Annotated in this window: 13 protein-coding genes and 1 rRNA gene; 3 read left to right on the plus strand and 11 right to left on the minus strand. The window is 38.8% G+C overall.

The genetic code is table 11. The features are described 5' to 3' along the window. Positions 1 to 483: 483 nt before the first annotated feature. The 7 genes from ACINWC743_RS17685 to ACINWC743_RS17715 all read right to left on the minus strand — a co-directional run bounded on the left by ACINWC743_RS17685 (position 484) and on the right by ACINWC743_RS17715 (position 10,112). Positions 484 to 1,149 carry an RluA family pseudouridine synthase gene (locus tag ACINWC743_RS17685; RefSeq protein ID WP_004830330.1) on the minus strand — a complete coding sequence of 222 codons (666 nt, stop codon included), beginning with the start codon at positions 1,147 to 1,149 and terminating at the stop codon, positions 484 to 486. 154 nt (positions 1,150 to 1,303) lie between these two features. Further along, the gene (locus ACINWC743_RS17690) at positions 1,304 to 3,244 is read right to left on the minus strand and encodes an acetyl/propionyl/methylcrotonyl-CoA carboxylase subunit alpha (RefSeq protein WP_009586404.1); all 1,941 of its coding nucleotides are present in this window, start codon (positions 3,242 to 3,244) and stop codon (positions 1,304 to 1,306) included. Between the two features lie 359 nt (positions 3,245 to 3,603). Then, entirely contained in the window at positions 3,604 to 4,437 is an 834-nt protein-coding gene (locus tag ACINWC743_RS17695; protein ID WP_009586406.1) for an enoyl-CoA hydratase/isomerase family protein, read from the minus strand. A 17-nt stretch (positions 4,438 to 4,454) separates the two neighbouring features. After that, entirely contained in the window at positions 4,455 to 5,612 is a 1,158-nt protein-coding gene (locus ACINWC743_RS17700) for an acyl-CoA dehydrogenase family protein (protein WP_004830333.1), read from the minus strand. 99 nt (positions 5,613 to 5,711) lie between these two features. Next, complete coding sequence (locus tag ACINWC743_RS17705; RefSeq protein ID WP_009586408.1) at positions 5,712 to 7,325, minus strand: acyl-CoA carboxylase subunit beta; 1,614 nt, start codon at positions 7,323 to 7,325, stop codon at positions 5,712 to 5,714. Next, positions 7,322 to 8,233: an SDR family oxidoreductase gene (locus ACINWC743_RS17710; RefSeq protein WP_005031233.1), complete on the minus strand. Its 912-nt coding sequence runs from the start codon at positions 8,231 to 8,233 to the stop codon at positions 7,322 to 7,324. Before ACINWC743_RS17710 ends, ACINWC743_RS17705 begins: the two co-directional genes overlap by 4 nt. Before the next feature lie 88 nt (positions 8,234 to 8,321). Then, positions 8,322 to 10,112, minus strand: a complete 1,791-nt coding sequence (locus ACINWC743_RS17715; protein WP_009586410.1) for an acyclic terpene utilization AtuA family protein — start codon at positions 10,110 to 10,112, stop codon at positions 8,322 to 8,324. A 167-nt stretch (positions 10,113 to 10,279) separates the two neighbouring features. Here ACINWC743_RS17715 and ACINWC743_RS17720 point away from each other — a divergent pair, with 167 nt between their 5' ends. Further along, on the plus strand, positions 10,280 to 10,879 hold the full coding sequence (locus ACINWC743_RS17720; RefSeq protein WP_035301377.1) for a TetR/AcrR family transcriptional regulator: 600 nt from the start codon (positions 10,280 to 10,282) through the stop codon (positions 10,877 to 10,879). Between the two features lie 112 nt (positions 10,880 to 10,991). Then, the gene (locus tag ACINWC743_RS17725) at positions 10,992 to 12,608 is read left to right on the plus strand and encodes a TIGR04141 family sporadically distributed protein (RefSeq protein ID WP_009586402.1); all 1,617 of its coding nucleotides are present in this window, start codon (positions 10,992 to 10,994) and stop codon (positions 12,606 to 12,608) included. Between the two features lie 43 nt (positions 12,609 to 12,651). On the opposite strand, the gene ACINWC743_RS17730 is transcribed toward ACINWC743_RS17725, so the two are convergent. Beyond that, positions 12,652 to 13,821, minus strand: coding sequence for an acyl-CoA dehydrogenase family protein (locus ACINWC743_RS17730; RefSeq protein ID WP_009586412.1), 1,170 nt, complete (start codon positions 13,819 to 13,821; stop codon positions 12,652 to 12,654). A gap of 74 nt (positions 13,822 to 13,895) precedes the next feature. Beyond that, a complete protein-coding gene (locus ACINWC743_RS17735) occupies positions 13,896 to 15,059 on the minus strand; it encodes an acyl-CoA dehydrogenase family protein (RefSeq protein WP_009586411.1) in 1,164 nt (387 codons plus the stop codon). A 194-nt stretch (positions 15,060 to 15,253) separates the two neighbouring features. On the opposite strand from ACINWC743_RS17735, the gene ACINWC743_RS17740 reads away from it, so the two are divergent. After that, on the plus strand, positions 15,254 to 18,610 hold the full coding sequence (locus ACINWC743_RS17740; protein ID WP_009586407.1) for a DEAD/DEAH box helicase: 3,357 nt from the start codon (positions 15,254 to 15,256) through the stop codon (positions 18,608 to 18,610). A gap of 492 nt (positions 18,611 to 19,102) precedes the next feature. Here the strand turns inward: ACINWC743_RS17740 and ACINWC743_RS17745 are convergent, their stop codons facing one another. Together ACINWC743_RS17745 and rrf are read right to left on the minus strand one after the other, a co-directional pair. After that, the gene (locus ACINWC743_RS17745; protein WP_009586409.1) at positions 19,103 to 19,687 is read right to left on the minus strand and encodes a hypothetical protein; all 585 of its coding nucleotides are present in this window, start codon (positions 19,685 to 19,687) and stop codon (positions 19,103 to 19,105) included. A gap of 113 nt (positions 19,688 to 19,800) precedes the next feature. Further along, a 5S ribosomal RNA gene (gene rrf / locus ACINWC743_RS17750) occupies positions 19,801 to 19,915 on the minus strand. Positions 19,916 to 20,097: the final 182 nt, after the last annotated feature.

Genomic DNA, 20,097 nt, shown 5'->3' on the forward strand with positions numbered 1-20,097 from the left:
ATGATACAGTCAAACCGCCTGATTATTCATACAAGTGATTTGGATGGTTCATTTATTTTGTACTTTTTGAATCATTGATGGTCTTGCTATCGTGAGGCGACATGAATGTCGCCATGTTGAGCAGGGGTAAAGGATGTACCCCTCGCTCAACGAAAGATTTTTGTCACTTTTCATCTCTGAAAAGTGAGGCATCGCTTACGCAAAAGAATTTAAACTTTAGCACTAAAGCGTGGCAGTGCAAGCTTTAGATCATCAAACAATCTATTGATCGCCTTCATTTTATTGATCAAGAGAAATGAAGCTATATTGATGGTTGCGCTTACGGAGCTTCGCTCCTCATGCCAAAACAAGTATGGCGAACCCTTGCGGAGCTCCGCTCCTCATCCAAAATCGGATGAAAACCCAGAAAAAATCCACATAAATTTATTATCTTTCAATGATTTGAATATTTAATTGCATCGAATTCACGTTAATTTAATGTGGCTAAAAATCTGGCTTAGAGACGATTTCCACAAGCTGATTGGTAAACGGCTGTAAAAATGATAAATAACTTGCGTGTAGCGCCATACGATTTAAATCAGTATTGAAGGGTTCAGGATGATACAACTTATCTCGGATAATCGGATGTCCGATATACTGCATATGTACGCGTAATTGATGTGAGCGTCCTGTAATCGGAGTGAGTAATACTCGGCTGATATCTTTTTCAGCATCATAGCTTACTGATTCAAACAAAGTTTGTGCAGGCTTTCCCAATTCAAAATGCACAATCTGACGGGGACGATTCTCCCAATCAGTAATGAGTGGCACATCAACTTGACCATTACTATTGATTTCCCCTTGGACCAAAGCGATGTAATTCTTTTTGACTGTTCTTGCTTGAAACATTTTACTGGCTGCCACTTCAGCATCACGATGCTTAGCGAAAAGCAAAATGCCTGAAGTTGCCATATCCAGACGATGCGTGATTTTGGCATTTGGATATAGCGCTAATATTCGAAAGTAAGCACTGTCATGATGTTCAGCTAAACGTCCAGGAACAGATAACAAACCTGCAGGTTTATGAATGGCGACAAAATCATCATCTTCAAAAATAATTTCAAGTGGGTCTAAAGGTGGCTGATAAACAAAGCCATCATCAATGGGCATGTGGATTGTGTATTGATAAGAATTGCCGAAAAATAGCAATAGACTGAAAAGCTGTCAAGGGAACAACAAAGAGATTACTTTGCAAAAATAAAACTCCAATATCCAACGATATTGAAGTTTTATATCAAACTAACATCATTCAACCTAAAACAGCTCAAGCCTGAATATTTAAAACCAGCTGTCGTTTTTTCACCTGTTGCCCAACTTGCCCCACGACCTCTTCAACCACACCATCCACATCAGATTTAATCTGCTGTTGTATTTTCATTGCTTCTAAAATCAATAAAGTTTGCCCTTTAGAAACAGTATCTCCTGGATTGACAAGAATATTGATGATTGCACCATCCATTGGAGCACGGATTTTACCATCCCCAACAATATCTGTACTTTCTGGTGGTGCATAAGTAACATTTTCAACCGCAATATTGCCATTTACGGCATCTAAATATAATCGATTTCCATCTAAGACATAGTCGACTAAACGACGTACCGAATGTGTTTCATAAATCAGTTGTTGTGCATTTTGCTCAATCAAGTGGATGTCAAAGGTCTGTCCACAAATTTCAACACCCACTAAGTTTTGATCACGTTTTACCAGTACCTGTATATGCTGATCGTCATGTTTCAATTTCAACGGTAAAGATAAAGCAATCCCTGTATTCCAACTGCTTTGACTGGCAGCATTGGTGAATAGTGCTGCTGCGACAGCCAAATGCTCTAAAGCTAATGTTTGTGGATGTAGACTTGGATCCGTTTGAAAATGCTCTTGAATAAACGCCGTGTTGGTATCACCTTTAACAATGATCGGATGTCTAAGCAAATTTACCAAAAACTGTTTATTGCTGTTTACTCCCAAAAGAACACAGTCATCTACAGCACGCGCCAACAGCCGAATAGCATCTTGTCTGGTTTTACCATAGGCAATGACTTTCGCCACCATTGGATCATAAAAAGGACTAATTTCATCCTGCTCAAGCAAACCATGATCAATGCGTACATGAGGCAGCTCCGCAGCTTGCCAACGGTATATTCGCCCCGTTTGAGGTAAAAAATCCTGACGAGGATCTTCTGCATATAAACGAACTTCGATTGCATGTCCTGTTAAGCTCAACTCAGATTGCTGAAGTGGTAGGATTTCTCCATTGGCAACACGGAGTTGCCATTCCACGAGATCTAGTCCAGTAATCAACTCAGTTACAGGATGCTCAACTTGCAAACGTGTATTCATTTCCAAGAAGTAAAATTCACCCGATTGATCCAATAAAAATTCGACTGTTCCCGCGCCGACATAATTACAAGATTTTGCTGCGGCTACAGCAGCCTCTCCCATTTGTTGGCGTAAGCTTTCAGTCATGACTGGACAAGGTGCTTCCTCAACCACCTTTTGATGACGGCGTTGAATCGAACAATCACGTTCAAACAGATAGACATAATTGCCATGTGTATCGCCAAAAACCTGAATTTCAACATGACGAGGGGCAATCACCGCTTTTTCAAGAATGAGCTCACCTGAACCAAATGCATTTTCAGCTTCAGAACGTGCTGTTTTTAAGGCTTCGACAATATCGACTGATTGTTGAACCAGACGCATGCCTCGTCCACCGCCCCCTGCGGATGCTTTGACCATCAATGGATAGCCAATTTGATTGGCTTGCTGTTCTAAGTATTCAATATCTTGCTGATCACCTTCATAGCCAGGCACACAAGGCACACCTGCCTGAATCATGGCAATCTTTGAAAGTCGTTTACTTCCCATCAATTCAATCGCGGAAGCAGGCGGTCCGATAAAAGTAATCTTATTTTCAGCACACGCTGCGGCAAAGTCAGTATTTTCAGAAAGAAAACCATAACCGGGATGTACGGCATCTGCTCCTGTTTTTTGACATGCTTCGATAATATTCTCTATAGAAAGATAGGATGCTGAAACCTTTGACGCACCGATATAGACAGCTTCATCTGCAAGCTGTACATGCCGTGCATGACGATCTGCATCTGAATACACAGCGACTGTTTGATAGCCCATTGCTTTTGCTGTTTTCATTACGCGAACAGCAATTTCACCACGATTCGCCACCAATATTTTTGAAAATGCCATTCTCGTTTTTCCTATTTTTTATATTCTATTGTGTTGTTTATCTGGATGTTAGGGTCTGTTGACAATTCGTCTATGTTTGCGACTACGTGTGTTTTTTAGGCGATTCTAGGCACGAAATACGAAATTTAGTCATTCTAAATAAGTAGTTCGTAACAACGAATCGGCAAAAAACACACTAGTCCCGAAGGGTTGTGGCTAAAATTATCTCAGACTATGTTATGAAACTTGAAAATAGACTCGTTATTCTCTTCGTTTCATGCCTTGCCTGCTCAATTTTAATCTACAACGCAAGCCATTTATGAAATGTCAACAGCCCCTAATGATAAATCACTCATTTAAAATCAATCCTAATGTCTTGGCTATCTATCAAACCAATTCGGTTCTCGTTTTTGTATAAATGCCATAGTCCCTTCCATGCCTTCCTCTCCACCGACAGCCTGCGCAAATTGCTGTGCTGCATCATCCAAAAGTGCTGTTAAAGGCTCATTTAAGGTTCGATGCAATAATGCTTTGGTCATACGAGAGGCTTGTGGCGCAGTCCGTTTAATTTGCTGAATGGTTTCAACCAATAACACTTCCAATGCTTTTTCATTCTCAACGACTTCATGTACTACACCAACTTTCAATGCGGTGTGACCTTCAAAACGTGATCCCAACAGCGCCAAACGACGTGCTTGTGTTAAACCAATACGCTTGACTACAAAAGGTGCAATCTGCGCTGGAATCACACCTAAACCAGTTTCAGGTAAACCAAATTTGGCATCCGCAAGGCTGATTGCAATATCTGAAACGCAAGCCAAACCAAAACCACCACCCAACACTGCGCCTTCTAATACCGCAACTACAGTTTGTGGAGCTTGATCAACTTGTTGAATCATATGTCCAAATTGACGATTAAAATCGACATAGGGTTGATGAGAGCCTAGATTCATTGCCTCGCCACGTAGTTGTGCCATATCTTTAATGTCACCACCTGCACAAAAATGCCCACCTTTGCCACGTAAAATGACCGCACGAATTGATAAATCTTGTTCGATGACTTGGAATACTTGTTGAATCGCTTTAACCATATTCAAACTCATTGCATTACGACTGTCAGGTCGATTAAGCCATAAAGTTAAAATACTGCCCTCTTGCTCAAGTTCTATACTTGAATCAAATACCTGCGCTACTAGAGATGCTGAAAGTGTCATATCGATATTCTCCCTATTTATTTACGCTTAGACGGTAAAATATCCATCAGTTTACAAATAATACCGAGCATGATTTCATCAGCGCCTCCACCAATTGAGCCTAAACGCCCATCTCGATACAGTTGAGAAGCAGGGTTATCCCACATGAAGCCATTGCCACCCCAAAACTGTAAACAACTGTCAGCCACTTCACGGGTTAAACGCCCTGCTTTGAGTTTTGCCATAGACGCTATTTCAGTCGCATTACCACCATCAATATGAATTTCACATGCACGATAGGTTAAAGCACGTAAAGCCTCGACTTCTGTCATTAACTCTGCAAAACGAAAGTGTACATATTGGTTGTTGATCAAAGGTTGTCCAAATGTGCTACGTTCTTTGGTGTATTGAATGGTTTGCTGAATGACATTCTCTAAACCACCAATGGCATTGGCAGCCGCCCACATACGCTCTTCTTGAAATTGCATCATCTGCATCATAAAGCCCATGCCTTCAGCACCCACCAAGTAACGCTGTGGTACACGAACATTGTCAAAATAGACTTCTGCGGTGGTGGTTGAGCGCATGCCTAGCTTATTTAAAGGTTCTGAGAATGAGATGCCTGCGGATTTTGCAGGAACAATAATCATTGATTTGTTGACATGCGGTTTGTCATCAGAGGTGTTGGCAAGTAAGCAAAAGAAATCTGCTTGTAATGAGTTCGTAATCCACATTTTACTGCCATTGATGACATAATCATCACCGTCTTTTCTAGCAGTGGTTTTAATTGCCGCAACATCTGAACCCGCATGAACTTCTGATACTGCTATAGAGGCAACATAATCACCTGCGATTGCAGGAGTTAAAAATTCATCTCGTAATTCTTTGCTTCCAAAACGTGCCAAAGCAGGGGTTGCCATATCTGTTTGCACACCTATCGCCAAAGGTACGCCACCACAAGCTGCACGCCCAAGTTCTTCAGCCACCACAAGGTTATATGAATAATCTAAGCCCAACCCTCCATTTTCTTCAGGTTTACAAATTCCCAATAACCCTAAGTCAGACAGCTTTTTAAAAACATCATGAATTGGAAAACGCCCTTCGACCTCCCATGTCGGAATATATGGATTGAGTTCGGTCTCAACAAACTGGCGTGTGGTACGGCGTAATGCTTCATGTTCTGGTGTAAATTTCATTGTTTTTCCTTAATCTAATTTCTCCAACCTTTCTTTGATCAGGTGGGACATTCTTCCTTTTTAAAGGTGAGGTATGTTGAGTTCCACAATGGGGAATTTTTAAAGCCTTGACACTCCAAATCGTATTGGATTCAATTTTCGATGTTCAGCTTCGTAAATAGTTTCAAGCAAAAAAATCAATACTTTGCGTGTGTCTCTTGGATCAATAATTCCATCATCATGAAGCATTGCGGTATTGAATAAGGCGGTAGACTGTTGTTCTAATTTTGCGGCTGTACTTTGTTCCAAAAAGTCTAACATCTGTTCATTCGGCTCCATGCCTGAAGCTTTCTGTTTGCCTTCAGCCACAATCCGTAGCACCTTACCTGCTTGAGCAGAACCCATGACTGCCACATGTGAGTTTGGCCATGCAAAGATAAATTGTGGTGACAGTGGACGACCACACATGGCGTAATTTCCTGCGCCATATGACCCCGCAACAACAATTGAGATTTTTGGGACCGTCGTATTTGCTACTGCTTGGATCAACTTCGAACCATGTTTGATGATGCCATTTTGTTCTGCATCTGTTCCAACCATAAAACCTGTGGTGTTATGTAAAAACAGTAAAGGACGCTTGGTTTGCTCGCAGAGATGAATGAATTGAGCGGCTTTGGTTGCCCCTTGCGGAGTAATCGGTCCATTATTGGTAATAATACCAATGTGTAATCCACCAATTTTTGCCCAACCGCACACGGTCAATGCATCATATTCTTGCTTCACTTCGAAGAAATCAGAATCATCGACAATCCGTGCAATCACTTCCTTCATATCAAAAGGTTGTTTGGGATTTGCAGGAATAATGCCGAGCAATTCCTCAGCAGGGTAACGTGGCTCTTGATAATTTAAATTGAGTTTTTGCGTTTGCTCTTTCCAATTGAGATGTTCAAATACATCACGTGCAATACGAATTCCATCTGCATCATTTTCAGCCAAGAATTCAGCCGTTCCAGCAACCTGTGCATGCATTTCCGCACCACCAAGTTCTTCAGCAGTGGCAACCTCACCTGTAGCGGCCAAAAGCAAAGGAGGACCTGCAAGCAACATCTCGGTTTGTTTGCGCACAGCAATCACATAATCAGATAAGCCCGGTTGATATGCCCCACCTGCTGTTGCATTGCCATGTACTACTGAGACTTGGGGGAGACCTGCCGCAGAAAGTCGGGCTTGATTGGCAAAGGTCATTCCACCATAGGTAAATACTTCAGCCGCGTAGTTGAGATTTGCACCGCCACTTTCGGTCAGGGTCAGCATCGGTAATTTTTGTTCGAAAGCAATCGCTTGTAGGCGTAAGGTTTTTTGAACTCCCATCGGAGACATCGTCCCACCTTTGATCGCACTATTGCTTGCAGAAATCAGACAACGAACACCACTGACAAATCCAATCCCTGAAATAATGCCCCCTCCTGCATCAGATCCATCTTTATCATCATGCATGCCGTAGCCGACTAAACCACACAACTCAACAAAAGGGGAATCCACATCTAAGGCTAGACGAACACGCTCATGTGGTAAAATTTTGCCTTTTTTATCAAATTTAGCTTTGGCAGCATAAGACTTTTCAATATTCTTATTTTGAACTGCACGCACTTCAGCAATTTGATTCAATAATGCTTGTTTATTCTGTTCAAATTGCTCACTGCCAACTGCAATTTCGGATTGGAGAACAGTCATGTGTTTTCTCCTATTGTTGAGTTATTTGATGAATTGCCTAATTGTTCTTTGAGTACATCTGGAATAAAAGCACGATGGAAGCCATTGAATGATTCGCTATTCACAGCATCCGCCAATGGATACATGCGCGTCCCTAAAGAAGCTGCTCCATCGATACGGAGCGTAACTCCAGAAATAAAACCTGCCGCTTCTGAGAGCAAATAACAGATTGCTGAAGAAATTTCGGACTCTGTTCCCATCCGTTTGAGTGGCACATTACCTGCCAAGCTTGGAATAATAAATTTGGCAAAATCACCTGAATAATTATCCATTCCTGATGAAATAATCCATCCTGGTGCAACACAATTCACCCGAACACCTGAACGTCCCCATTCAACAGCCGCTGTTTTGGTCAAATTATCCACACCAGAACGGGCTGCACCTGAGTGTCCCATCCCTGGCATGCCTCCCCACATATCGGCTGCCATATTGACAATACTGCCACCATGTTTTGCCATCCACTGGTTATATGCTTCTTTCATTAAGTAGAAAGTGGCATGCAAGTTATTACGTACCACGGCATCAAATCCATTGGCTGAAATACCTTCTAAGTTTGAAGGGAATTGCCCACCTGCGTTATTCACCAGACCATCAAGTTTGCCAAATTTTTCAATCACTTCAGCAATCATGTCTTTGACTTGTTGTTCTTCACGGTTATCGCAAACGATCTGATGTACTTTCCCACCATCTTCAATGATTTCTTGACTCACTTTATTGAGCTTTTCAATTTTCCGCCCAGTAATAACAACTTGAGCACCTAAAGATGCCAACTCATGCGCAGTACAGCGACCAATACCAGAGCCACCACCTGTCACAATAATGACTTTATCTTGAAAAGCATCCGATCTAAATATTGAGTGATAATGCATTGTTTTATTTCCAATTTGTTTTCTTTTAGATTGCTTATTTCCTTAGCCTCTGCTTGGTCAAGGCAAAGAATTCCACCTTGCCAGAAACTTAGACGGGCTTTAAATGTGTAGGAATTTTGACAGGCATATCCAACAGTTGTTGTGCAAAAGCTTTGCCTTGCGGATCAATACGTAAACTGGCAACTCCACCGCCACCCAGTGCATTTTCCAGCATAAAATTCAGCGCATTCAATCCGGGGATTTCATAACGAATCACTTGAGATTTTTCTGGGTCTAACACATGCTGCATATATGCTTTGACATTTTCTTCAGTCAAGTTGGCACGAATCCAAGGCAAATATTCAGCTTGACGTGCAATCACCCCAATATTGCTATGGTTACCCTTGTCTCCACTACGCGCATGAGCGATTTCAACCAAAGGAACCGTTATTTCCTGACCTGAGAATTGGGCAATGTCTCCAACAGGCAATACATCATAGGTCTGTTCATTTGAACCTGATGGAATTTCAACTTTATGGCGCTGTCCAGCAATATCTATTTCTATATTGAGTGTTGATTTGTCCACTAAGAATGAAAAGAGTTTGATCACGGGTGAGGCTTTAGGGCGACCACCAACGATGCCTGCCAGTGCAGGTGCCATTCCTGTAGATGCTTGTGCAATTTCCGAAGCAAAAAACAGACATGCTTCTTTAAACATATGTTTTACTGCAATTTTGACCACGACTTCACGGCTTTGAATAGGTTTTGCATTGCCCCCATAAGTACTTTCAGTGCCCAATATCTCAACAGACTTTTCAGAAAATGGCGGCACTGAACGTAAAGCTAAAACACGTTCGCATTTATTAAGGATCGCATCTGCAATCACCTGAGCTTTTTCTGGTGCTTCACGCCCTGCGATCAAAAAGCTTACCAACACCCGATATCCATCTGGGTAAGTTGCACTGACCTTATATTGCTGAGTGGGCGCTCGACCTTTTGCACCAATAACCAAAACCCGATCCTGTTCGAGTTGTTGTAATTTTACTTGGCTAAAATCCGCAGTGACATCGGGTAGTAAATAGGCTTGAGGATTACCGATTTCATAAACAATTTGTTCAGCAACTGTCGCAGTCGAAACCAGTCCCCCTGTACCTTTGGGTTTAGTTACAATGAATGAGGCATCGGATTTAACTTCAACAATCGGAAATCCCATATTGTCAAAACCTTGGACCAAACGCCAATCGGTGAAATTCCCCCCTGTGCATTGCGCACCACACTCAATGATATGACCAGCCAAAGCACCTTGGGCAAGTTTGTCATAATCATCAAAAGACCATTGATATTCATGCAATAAGGGTGCAAGTACGACAGCAGAGTCCACCACCCGTCCTGTAATCACAATATCTACGCCTTGATCAAGAGCATCGCAAATTGGAATTGCACCGAGATAGGCATTACAACTTGCAAGCTGATCGGGTAAGTTTTCTCCACTAAACATTTCTTGAATATTTTGTGCTTTTAAAGTGGTCTGTTGAGCGAGTAAGTCATCTCCCAATACCACAGCAATTTTTAAATTTAAGCCTTGAGCATCAATCACTTTTTGCAAAGCATCACGACAAGCCAAAGGATTCACACCACCTGCATTGCTGATCACTTTAATATTTTTATCGCTGATTTTTTTAAGTAATGGTGTCATCACGCGACTAACAAAGTCTAAAGCATAGCCATGCTCAGGATTGACCATCATCGCTTTTGCCATGATTGACATGGTGATTTCAGAAAGGTAATCAAACACAAGGTAATCAATGTCAGACATATGTACCAGTTGAAATGCGGCAGTATTGGTATCGCCCCAGAAACCTGAGGCACATCCAATTTTCACAATACGCTGATCGTCCATTTTCACACCTATCTTGTTTTGATTGTTCTGAATAAAATTTATGCATCAATTTACCAAGCAAGCGCTTGGTTTGTAAAGTGCAAAATGTTATCCTGAATTGGCAAATGTGTTAAAACGCATTTCAAACAATAAAAAAATGGCTTAACTTTATGGAAAAAAATGATCCGATGATCGCTAATTCAATCAATGATATTCAACCGATTGCCTGTTTTGATGACAGCCCTAGAGGTCGTTTATTGCTGGGTGCTGCTTACCTTTTTCACAAACAAGGTTATGCCAAAACAACTGTGCGTGAGTTAGCCAATTTTATTGGAATTCAATCAGGTAGCTTGTTTCATCATTTTAAAAGTAAGGATGATATTCTTGCCCATGTGATGCAACAGACCATTATTTATAATCATGCTCGTCTGTTGGATGCGATTAAAATATCAGATGATCCTGAGCAACAATTGAAACACTTAATTAAAGCTGAACTGATCTCTATTAGCGGCGATACAGGTTCAGCGATGGCTGTTCTGGTTTATGAATGGTTTGCTTTATCTAAACCAAGACAGGATGAGTTGCTTAAACTTCGCAATGCTTATGAAGATATTTGGCTGACTGTGATTGAAAAGCTACGTGAACTCAATAAAGTCCAACATGATGCTTTTATTTGGCGTCGCTTATTGGGAGGTGCAATTGCTTGGACAGTGACGTGGTATAAGCCCAACGGTAAAATGACAATGGATGAGTTGACTGAAACTGTTCTAAATATGGCTTTGAAATAAATATACTCACAGTATTATTTAATAATAGTTACAATTTATTTTATTTTTATTATTTGATAATATTTAATAACAATTATATTTAGTTAATTGAAAACTGAAAAACTAACACAAAATGGAAACAGAAAAAAAGCGTAAAGAAAAATTATCTATTTATCTTGCACGTGATGGGCAAAAAGAAGATTCTCATTTAATAAAACTTGAGAATACTCAATCACCTATTAGAATTGATTTACCAAACATTGATTCGGCAATTTTATATATAAAAAAATATTCACCAAAGATTACTCCTCCTTGGACAAAGTTATTTACTGATAATGGATTAGTTCCATCCTCTGAATTTGGTTTCAGTTCAAATGTTGGAGCTATCTTAATAATAAGAATGTTAGATTCAACTTTCATACTTACTTTCGGTACAGGTTTTCATCTTTTAAGATTAGAAGCTATTGAACGTGATTTTGGGCTCAAAGTTACATTAAACTCAGTAGATCCTGATAAGTTAAGAAGTTTAGATAAAGCAAGCTATGATTTAAATCCATTAAATTCGAGAACCCAAAGTACATTAGATGTAGATATTTTTAATCTACACTTAGATTCTGAAATGGAAATGCTATACGCGATTACAGGAGTATCGATAGTAAACGAATTCGGTAGTCAGGTAACGGGACGTGATGCTTTAACAATTGCAGTTGAAACAAACCTAGAAGATATTCCAAGAATTTTAAAAGAATCTATCAAACGTTACAAAATGAATTTACCTAATAAGTTCAGTTGGGTAGAAAATATTCATCGTGTTAGAGATTTAGATGAAATTGAAATTCTTGATCTTGAACTTGATGTTTATTTAAGTTCAAATAAACATGAAAACTTTTGGTTAGGAGAACCTGAAATAATTGATTGGGAAAACCAAATAGGTTATTCATTTGATATGCGTCAAAAAACACCACGATTTATTGTTTTGTCATTTAAAGATTTTTTAGAGTACTTAAATGATAATATTCCAACAGTAGAAATAATGAAAAATACAACTATTCACGTTAATAACAATGAATACCAATCTATAAAAAAATGGTCTGTATATCGTTGCTTATATGCTGAAATAAAATATGGTACAGATCAGTATATATTGAGAAATGGGATTTGGTATAAAGCACACTCAGATTTTGTAAATTCAGTAGATAGATATCTTGAAGAGTCTTTACATGACTATACCTTCAAATTTCCTGTATATAATCATGATAGAGAAGAAGAGTATAATACTCACGTATCCAAAACTGAACCCAATTTCTGCTTAATGGATAAAAATAATATCAAAATTGGTGGTTCATATGACAAACTTGAACACTGTGATCTAATTAGAAATGGCAGTGAATTCATTCATGTCAAATTATATCGAAGTTCAAGCACATTAAGCCATTTGTTTTCTCAAGGTTTTGTTGCAGCTGAAGCATTCGTAAAAGATAATTGGTATAGAGGGCAACTAAACCCAAAACTTCCTAAATCGATTCAATTAACTGATCCCCAAATTAAACCCGATGCTAGAAAGTATACTATTGTCTATGCTATAGCCACACAAAAAGTTATTCCCAACGAACTTCCTTTTTTTTCAAAAATTACATTAAAAAATGCCTTAAAAACATTGCTGGCTCTAGATTATAAAGTTTCGTTAGCAAAAATTGATGTTGATCCAATCTTGTTAAAGACAAAAAAATATAAATCAAAAACACGATAATAATCAAATTCCTAAAATAAAATAATCTGTTTATTTAAAGATATCAAAACCCCAACTGCTTACTGATCAAATCCTTCATGATTTCTTCTGCACCACCGCCAATCATATTAACCTTCACTTCACGGTAGATTCGCTCAGACTTCGTTCCACGCATAAAGCCCATTCCACCAAGCGTCTGTACCGCGGCATCTGCACAAAATTGCATGCATTGTGTTGCAACATTCTTCGACATACAAATCTGTGCGATTAAATCACTTCCCTGTAATTCAGCTTTACCCATACGATAAGCTGTATCTTCCAAAAGTGCACGCGTATAGGTTAAACGCGTTGCCATATCCACCAGTTTATGACGTACCACTTGATGATCAACCAAGCGTTTACCAAAAGTTTTTCGATCTTTAGACCACTGTAAAGCTTCTTCATAACATACCAACGCATAACCATATGCCATAGAAGCTAACCAAAAACGCTCCATATTAAAGTTTTTCATAATCACTTTAAAACCTGCGTTTTCTTCTCCTAGAAGATTTTCTACAGGTACTTTGACCTGATCAAAATGCAAATGGGCAGTATCTGAAGCCCACCACCCCATTTTCTTTAACGAAGATTTGCTAATACCTTCACTATGCGCATCCACCAATAGCATCGAAATTCCATTGGCACCTTTTATTTCTGGATTGGTTCTTACAGCAACGGTGTAATAGTCAGCTCGCATGCCTGAAGTAATAAAGGTTTTTTCTCCACTGAGCAGGTAAAAGTCACCATCTCGTATCGCTTTAGTTTGTAAGGCAGCAACATCTGAACCACCAGTAGGTTCAGTAATTGCCAGCGCAGAAATTTTCTCGCCTGCAATAATTTGTGGCATCACTTGGTCACGAATATGAGGCTGTGCAAAATAATGGATCTGAGGCGTTCCAATGGTATGAATCATCAGTGAGATATGTACCCCGCCTGAACCCGCTTTAGCTGTTTCAACTGCTGCAAGGAACACATGAAATGCATCTGCATCTGGTATTCCTCCATGATCTTCATCAAACCCTAAACCCAGTAGTCCTATGGATGCAGCTTTTTGATAAAGTTCTCGTGGAAAACTTCCCTCCTCATCCCATTCATTGACATAAGGGCTGATTTCTTTTTCCACAAACTTCTTCACACTGTCAGCAAATGCACGATGTTCAGCGGTGTAGTAAATCGGGTTATTTAAATGATCCATCTCTTGTTGTTCCCTGATTATTTTTATGACACTTTATTTTCCATACAATACTATCTTAACCAATTACTCAAATTCTAATAGCCCAATTGACGACTGGCGAGATCTTTCATGATTTCTTCTGCGCCTCCACCAATCATATTCACTTTAACATCACGATAAATACGTTCAGACTTCGTTCCACGCATAAACCCCATCCCCCCCAAAGTTTGTACAGCTGCGTCTGCACAAAATTGCATGGTCTGCGTTGCCACATTTTTTAGCATACAGATTTGAGCAATCAATTCATTACCCTGCATTTCAGGTTTTCCCAGACGATAAGCTGTATCTTCCAATAAAACCAGTGTGGTGGTAAGACGAGTCGCCATATCCACAAGTTTATGACGAACCACCTGATGGTCTAACAAACGCTTGCCAAAGGTTTTACGTTCTCGTGCCCATTCCAAGGCCTCCTCATAGCAAGTTAATGCAAAACCATAACTACTGGCAGCAAGAAAAAATCGTTCCATATTAAAGTTATTCATAATTACCAAAAACCCCATGTTTTCAGCACCTAATAAATGATGTGCTGGAACACGGACTTGGTCAAAATGTAAATGCGCAGTATCTGAAGCCCACCACCCCATTTTGTCCAATTTTGACTTGCTAATGCCTTTGCTATGCGCATCAATCAATAACATTGAAATACCATTTGGACCTTTGGCATCTACATCCGTACGTACAGCGACCGTATAGTAATCTGCACGAATGCCCGAAGTAATAAACGTTTTTTCTCCACTCACGATATAATCATCACCATCTCGTAGTGCTTTAGTTTTCAACGCCGCGACATCTGAGCCACCAGATGGTTCAGTGATGGCTAAAGCGGAGATTTTCTCACCTGCTAAAATCTGCGTCAGCACTGTCTCTTTAATTTCATCTGAAGCAAAATGATTGATCGGCGGTGCGCCAATTGAATGTGACAATAAAGAAGCGCACAAACCGCCTGAACCAGTTTTAGCAAGTTCAATGGAAGATAAAAGGACATGAAAAGCATCAGTTTCAGGTATTCCACCATAGCGTTCATCAAAACCTATGCCTAACAAGCCAATTTCAGCTGCTTTTTGATAAAGTTCTTTTGGAAATGTTTCAGCTTCTTCCCACTCATTGATATGTGGCATTAACTCCTTTTGAACAAACTTACGAACTGAGTCTGCAAAGGCAAAATGCTGATCTGTATAGTAAATTGGGTTATGTTTCATCTTGATGTGCTTCCCAGCATTATTTTTAAAAACTTATACTGACAGATTTTAAAGCATTTAAAGTTGCAGAAATGATCAATTTATAATTAAAAACATGTCAATTTTGCTGAAAACTCATGTATTAATTTCAGCTTCCATTTCAAAAATCCGTTACACTCTTAATAATTTCATTTTAATTTTTAGCTCTAGAAATAATGGCGACACTGAATCAATTTTTATCTCGTTTTAGCCCGGCAACTATTCAACGAAGCTTGAGTTATGTCAAAAAAATTGATCTTAAATCTCTAGAAATTTATCCTGACCGTGACAATTTAGTGATAGAGGCACAAGTTCAAGGGACCGACTATTATGAAACGGCAGTTATTTATAATCCGTTAAAAAATCAGATCGTCGATACCGACTGTAGTTGTCCTGTAGCCTATGATTGTAAACATGCGGCAGCATTAGCCCGTTATTTTTATGATCAAGAAATGTCGAATGCACTGAGTCGACAAAATTTAAACCATTCAGAGCAAACTTCAGCAACAGCCAATCAAACTGCACATGGCACAGCAAAAGCTTGGTTAAATCAATTTAAACAACAATTGGCTCAAATTCAGCCAGCCACAAAAAAAACACCGCATCAACTGGTATATATTTTTCAGGCCAAAAATAATTCGGCTCAACTGCAACTTTGCGTATACAAAGCTCGCCATAATAAAGATGGAAAAATTCGTGATACAGCACTGTATACCAGTTATGACAATGTGCTTAATGAACGCCTAAAAGTCAGTCCAGAAGAAAAGAAAATCTTTAGTCACCTCTATTTTTTTGCAAAGTTAAATTTCAATAATGCCCATTTTTATCCTTCATCATGGGATATTTCGGGTATTTATCAGGAACATCTTAAAACTGCAATTTTGAGTGGTGATTGTTATGGACTGGATGTACAAAGACCAGCATTAACTTGGTCTGAACAGAACTATAAAATCGAATTTAATTGGCAATCTAAACCTGAGCAACAAACTGAAAAATTAAAAGCACATTTTTTTGATGATCAACAATTAGAAATTACCGGTGAACATGCACAACATATTTATATTATTCATTCTCACCCTTTAAGCTATTTAGATTTGTTCAAAAACCAAGTGGGTGCGCTTGAATCTTCATATTCTAGTGAAATGATTGAAGAACTGCTGAACATGCCTCAGATGCCTGTTGAACTTATGCCTGAATTTCAACAAGCCATCCAACCTTATTCATGTTTTGAAGATTTTCCACAAGCTCAATCTACACAAAATGTAGATATCCTAACTGGCAAACCAACGCCAATTTTACGCTTTGGTACGCATCCACAATATGATCGCTTAGGTCATATGCACCACTATGCTTTTGCAGAAATCGAATTTGAATACCAAGCTGGAAGAATCAAAGCTGGTTTTCCAGATGAATGTTTTGTCAGTAACGTCCAACAAAAAACGGTACGACAACAACGTGATCTTGTCATAGAAAAACAATATATTGCGACCTTAATGGACGCTATTCCATCCCTACAATGGATCACCAAAATACCGAAAAGCAAGAGACCTGCGTTTGATAACATTACTGAAAAATCAATTATTTGTGCAGATCCTACTGCATGGATTGATCAACTGATTCCTGAAAATAAAATTGAACTTCTCGGTTGGAAAGTTGAGCACACTGCCGATAGCCAATTCAACTTACGCGCCACACAAAATTTGCAGTTATCTTTAACCGAATCTGAAAAAAAGCAAGATTGGTTTAATGTTGGCGCAACCATTCAAGATGTACATGGGCAAACTTATAATTTAATCGACTTATTGGGCTACGCCATTCAACATAATCCTCATCTCTTAGAAGATGATTATATTGCACAAATGAAGGATGAAAGTTTTCTCATTGTTCATTTAAGAGAAGCTCAGTCTCAATTGGCGTTAAAGGTTCAGGACATCAAACCTATTTTGATTTATCTGAAAGAAATTTTACGCCATCCAGAGTCTGCCTCATTAGACCAATACGATGCTGCACAATTTTTGGATTTACAACATCATTTGGGCATGCCGTGGCAAAGTAGCGAACGGTTACAAATATTTGCTGAGAAGTTGCAAAGTAGTTATCAACATCAAATTGCGACACCTGAAGGCTTTCAAGGAGAATTACGTCCTTATCAACAGCAAGGTTTAGCATGGTTACAGTTTTTACGTGAAACTGAACATGGCGGTATCCTCGCCGATGACATGGGCTTAGGTAAAACAGCTCAAACACTTGCGCATATACTGATAGAAAAACAAGCAGGGCGATTGAAACAACGCCCAGCCTTGATTATTGCACCCACATCTTTAATGCATAACTGGCGTAAAGAAGCTGAAAAATTCACCCCTGAATTAAAGGTTTTAGTCCTTCAAGGTCAAGATCGCTTGGAATATTTTCAAGATATTAACAATGCGGATGTGGTACTAAGTACCTACCCATTAATTGGTCGTGATGAAGAATTTTTATTGCCACACCAGTACCATTTACTGATTCTGGATGAAGCACAAAACATCAAAAATCCACGGGCTAAAGCATCTCAAGTAGTTCGTCAAATTAAGGCTAAACATCGTCTGTGTTTGACTGGAACACCGATGGAAAACCACTTAGGTGAATTATGGTCTTTATTCCATTTCCTTATGCCTGGTTTTCTTTATAGCCAAGAATTATTTAATAAAAAATATCGAAATCCTATTGAAAAGCATGCTGATATTCCAACAAAAGTTAAGCTTGTTTCACGTATTAAACCATTTATGTTGCGCCGCTTAAAAACAGAAGTTGCCAAAGAACTTCCAGAAAAGACCACAATTGAAGTCAATATTGACATGAATGAACAGCAATCTAAACTCTACGAGGCTGTTCGTGCAACAATGCAAAAGAATATCCGAGAACTCATTGCAGCCAAAGGTTTTCATCGTAGTCAAATCCAGATCTTGAGTGCCTTACTCAAACTTCGACAAGTATGTTGCCATCCTAGCCTTTTACAGCTTGATCAAATTAAAAATCAAAATGTCGAATCTGCTAAGTTGGATCATTTATTAGAAATGGTCCAAGGCATGGTTGAAGAAGGACGCAAGATTTTAATTTTTTCTCAATTCACAACCATGCTTCAACTCATTGAAGAACATTTAAAAGCATTAAATATTCGAAATGTAAAATTGACAGGACAAACCAAAAAACGTGATGAAGTGATTACTGCATTCCAATCAGGAGAAATTCCTGTTTTCCTGATCAGTTTAAAAGCGGGTGGCGTTGGACTAAACCTAACTGCTGCGGACACTGTAATTCACTTTGATCCATGGTGGAACCCTGCTGCTGAAGATCAAGCTTCAGATCGTGCATGGCGAATCGGTCAAGACAAACCTGTCTTTGTTTATAAACTGATTACCAACCAAAGTATCGAAGAAAAGATTTTAGCCTTACAGAAAAATAAAGCTGATCTTGCCAAATCTGTATTGAGTATTGATCATGAAAATGAAGTGAAATTGTCTGAAGATGATGTCATGAGCTTGTTGGATTGAAACTAAATACCTAGTTAAGCATTACTTTTTATCTAGCCAATGCTTTCATTCAGCATGGAATTTTGCATAATATCCACGAGTAAATGCTTATTTAAATTGTTAACAGCAATTTTCTAATCCGTTCAATGTAAGCATTTACCTACAACTTCTGCCGAACTTAGCGAATATACGGCTGCTTTAAATTCACCTATTCTATCGTTATCGGGAACAGGAAGTTTCCCAGACAAAACAACAATAACCAAGTGTCTGAGCATCAGGAACGTGAGATTCGACAGGAGTCAGATCTAACACACCAATACGAAGAAAACCCCATCAGGATGATGGGGTTTTCTTTTTGTATTCAATTATTTATTAAAATCTTCTATAAATAAAAAAACGAGATTGAATCTTCATCATATTCTTGATGCTCCCACTCCCTTTGAGAAATGATTGGGATAAGTGGCTATTAGTAATAACTCAATATTTCTTATCATTAACATTGAATCAATACTTTTAAAAGTTGACTAGTTTTAGAGCTTTGTTAAGCTCTCTACCTCTTTCAGCAATCCTATATTGTAGATTTTGTACATGTTGATTAATCTCCTTACCAGCTTCTAAAACTTTTGATAGATTTTCGTGCCATCCTTGGTTATTTGCTTTAATGTCAATTTGCATAACACTTTCCTGATACCCCCAAAAACAGTTTGCTTGACCAAATATTTTTCTTATTGAATCAGACATTTCGGGATAATATAAATCTGTTATTGCATGTGCATCATGAAGACGATTACAGTTTTCAATATATCTTTTACGGAAATCTGTAAGTTCAGTCTCTGGTAATTTGATATAGCTCATGGTTTGTGAATTTTCAAAAGAAATGATTGAGAGAATTTTATGCAATATCTCCAATTTTTCCCGTTCTAAAGAAACTTCATCCTTTAATCGCTCATTGGCTAAACGATCCAATTGAAGCTGAATATCTTTCTCGGAATTTTTTTGTGCTATTTTTAATTGAATTCCACTAGTATAACGCGCAACGATATAACCAAACAAAGCAGTAATCGTAGCGCCTAAAAGTATATATATTTCTTTTTCCATTTCAACATCCTTACTCTATTCTTGTATTAAACTGATTATCAACATTATTTTCTTTGATTTACGCATAAAAAAACACCCTCAACATTTTAGTTGAGGGTGTTTTAAGAATTAAAAGCTGGCGATGACTTACTCTCACATGGGTAACCCCACACTACCATCAGCGCTAAGAGGTTTCACTTCTGAGTTCGGGAAGGGATCAGGTGGTTCACTCTTGCTATTGTCGCCAGCAAACTGTTATGGACTTTTTCGGGTCTTATGGGTATGCCTTACTTTGTTCCAAATGAGTTTAACAGAAGAACATTTGAGTTGGTTATTGTAACTAGCTTTACAACTAAATCAAGTTTCTTTGATCTTTTATGAATCAAATGATGCTTCATATACAACTGCTTGGGTGTTGTATAGTCAAGCCT

Source organism: Acinetobacter sp. WC-743, from assembly GCF_000335555.1.
Lineage (GTDB): Bacteria > Pseudomonadota > Gammaproteobacteria > Pseudomonadales > Moraxellaceae > Acinetobacter > Acinetobacter bereziniae.

What these genes read in the sequence shown, in the direction of transcription:
- ACINWC743_RS17700 (WP_004830333.1), bottom strand. Translation starts at nt 5,612, where the DNA reads ATGAAATTTACACCAGAACATGAAGCATTACGCCGTACCACACGCCAG.
- ACINWC743_RS17740 (WP_009586407.1), top strand. Translation starts at nt 15,254, where the DNA reads ATGGCGACACTGAATCAATTTTTATCTCGTTTTAGCCCGGCAACTATT.
- ACINWC743_RS17725 (WP_009586402.1), top strand. Translation starts at nt 10,992, where the DNA reads ATGGAAACAGAAAAAAAGCGTAAAGAAAAATTATCTATTTATCTTGCA.
- ACINWC743_RS17720 (WP_035301377.1), top strand. Translation starts at nt 10,280, where the DNA reads ATGATCGCTAATTCAATCAATGATATTCAACCGATTGCCTGTTTTGAT.
- ACINWC743_RS17695 (WP_009586406.1), bottom strand. Translation starts at nt 4,437, where the DNA reads ATGACACTTTCAGCATCTCTAGTAGCGCAGGTATTTGATTCAAGTATA.
- ACINWC743_RS17710 (WP_005031233.1), bottom strand. Translation starts at nt 8,233, where the DNA reads ATGCATTATCACTCAATATTTAGATCGGATGCTTTTCAAGATAAAGTC.
- ACINWC743_RS17730 (WP_009586412.1), bottom strand. Translation starts at nt 13,821, where the DNA reads ATGGATCATTTAAATAACCCGATTTACTACACCGCTGAACATCGTGCA.
- ACINWC743_RS17745 (WP_009586409.1), bottom strand. Translation starts at nt 19,687, where the DNA reads ATGGAAAAAGAAATATATATACTTTTAGGCGCTACGATTACTGCTTTG.
- ACINWC743_RS17685 (WP_004830330.1), bottom strand. Translation starts at nt 1,149, where the DNA reads ATGCCCATTGATGATGGCTTTGTTTATCAGCCACCTTTAGACCCACTT.
- ACINWC743_RS17715 (WP_009586410.1), bottom strand. Translation starts at nt 10,112, where the DNA reads ATGGACGATCAGCGTATTGTGAAAATTGGATGTGCCTCAGGTTTCTGG.
- ACINWC743_RS17705 (WP_009586408.1), bottom strand. Translation starts at nt 7,325, where the DNA reads ATGACTGTTCTCCAATCCGAAATTGCAGTTGGCAGTGAGCAATTTGAA.
- ACINWC743_RS17735 (WP_009586411.1), bottom strand. Translation starts at nt 15,059, where the DNA reads ATGAAACATAACCCAATTTACTATACAGATCAGCATTTTGCCTTTGCA.
- ACINWC743_RS17690 (WP_009586404.1), bottom strand. Translation starts at nt 3,244, where the DNA reads ATGGCATTTTCAAAAATATTGGTGGCGAATCGTGGTGAAATTGCTGTT.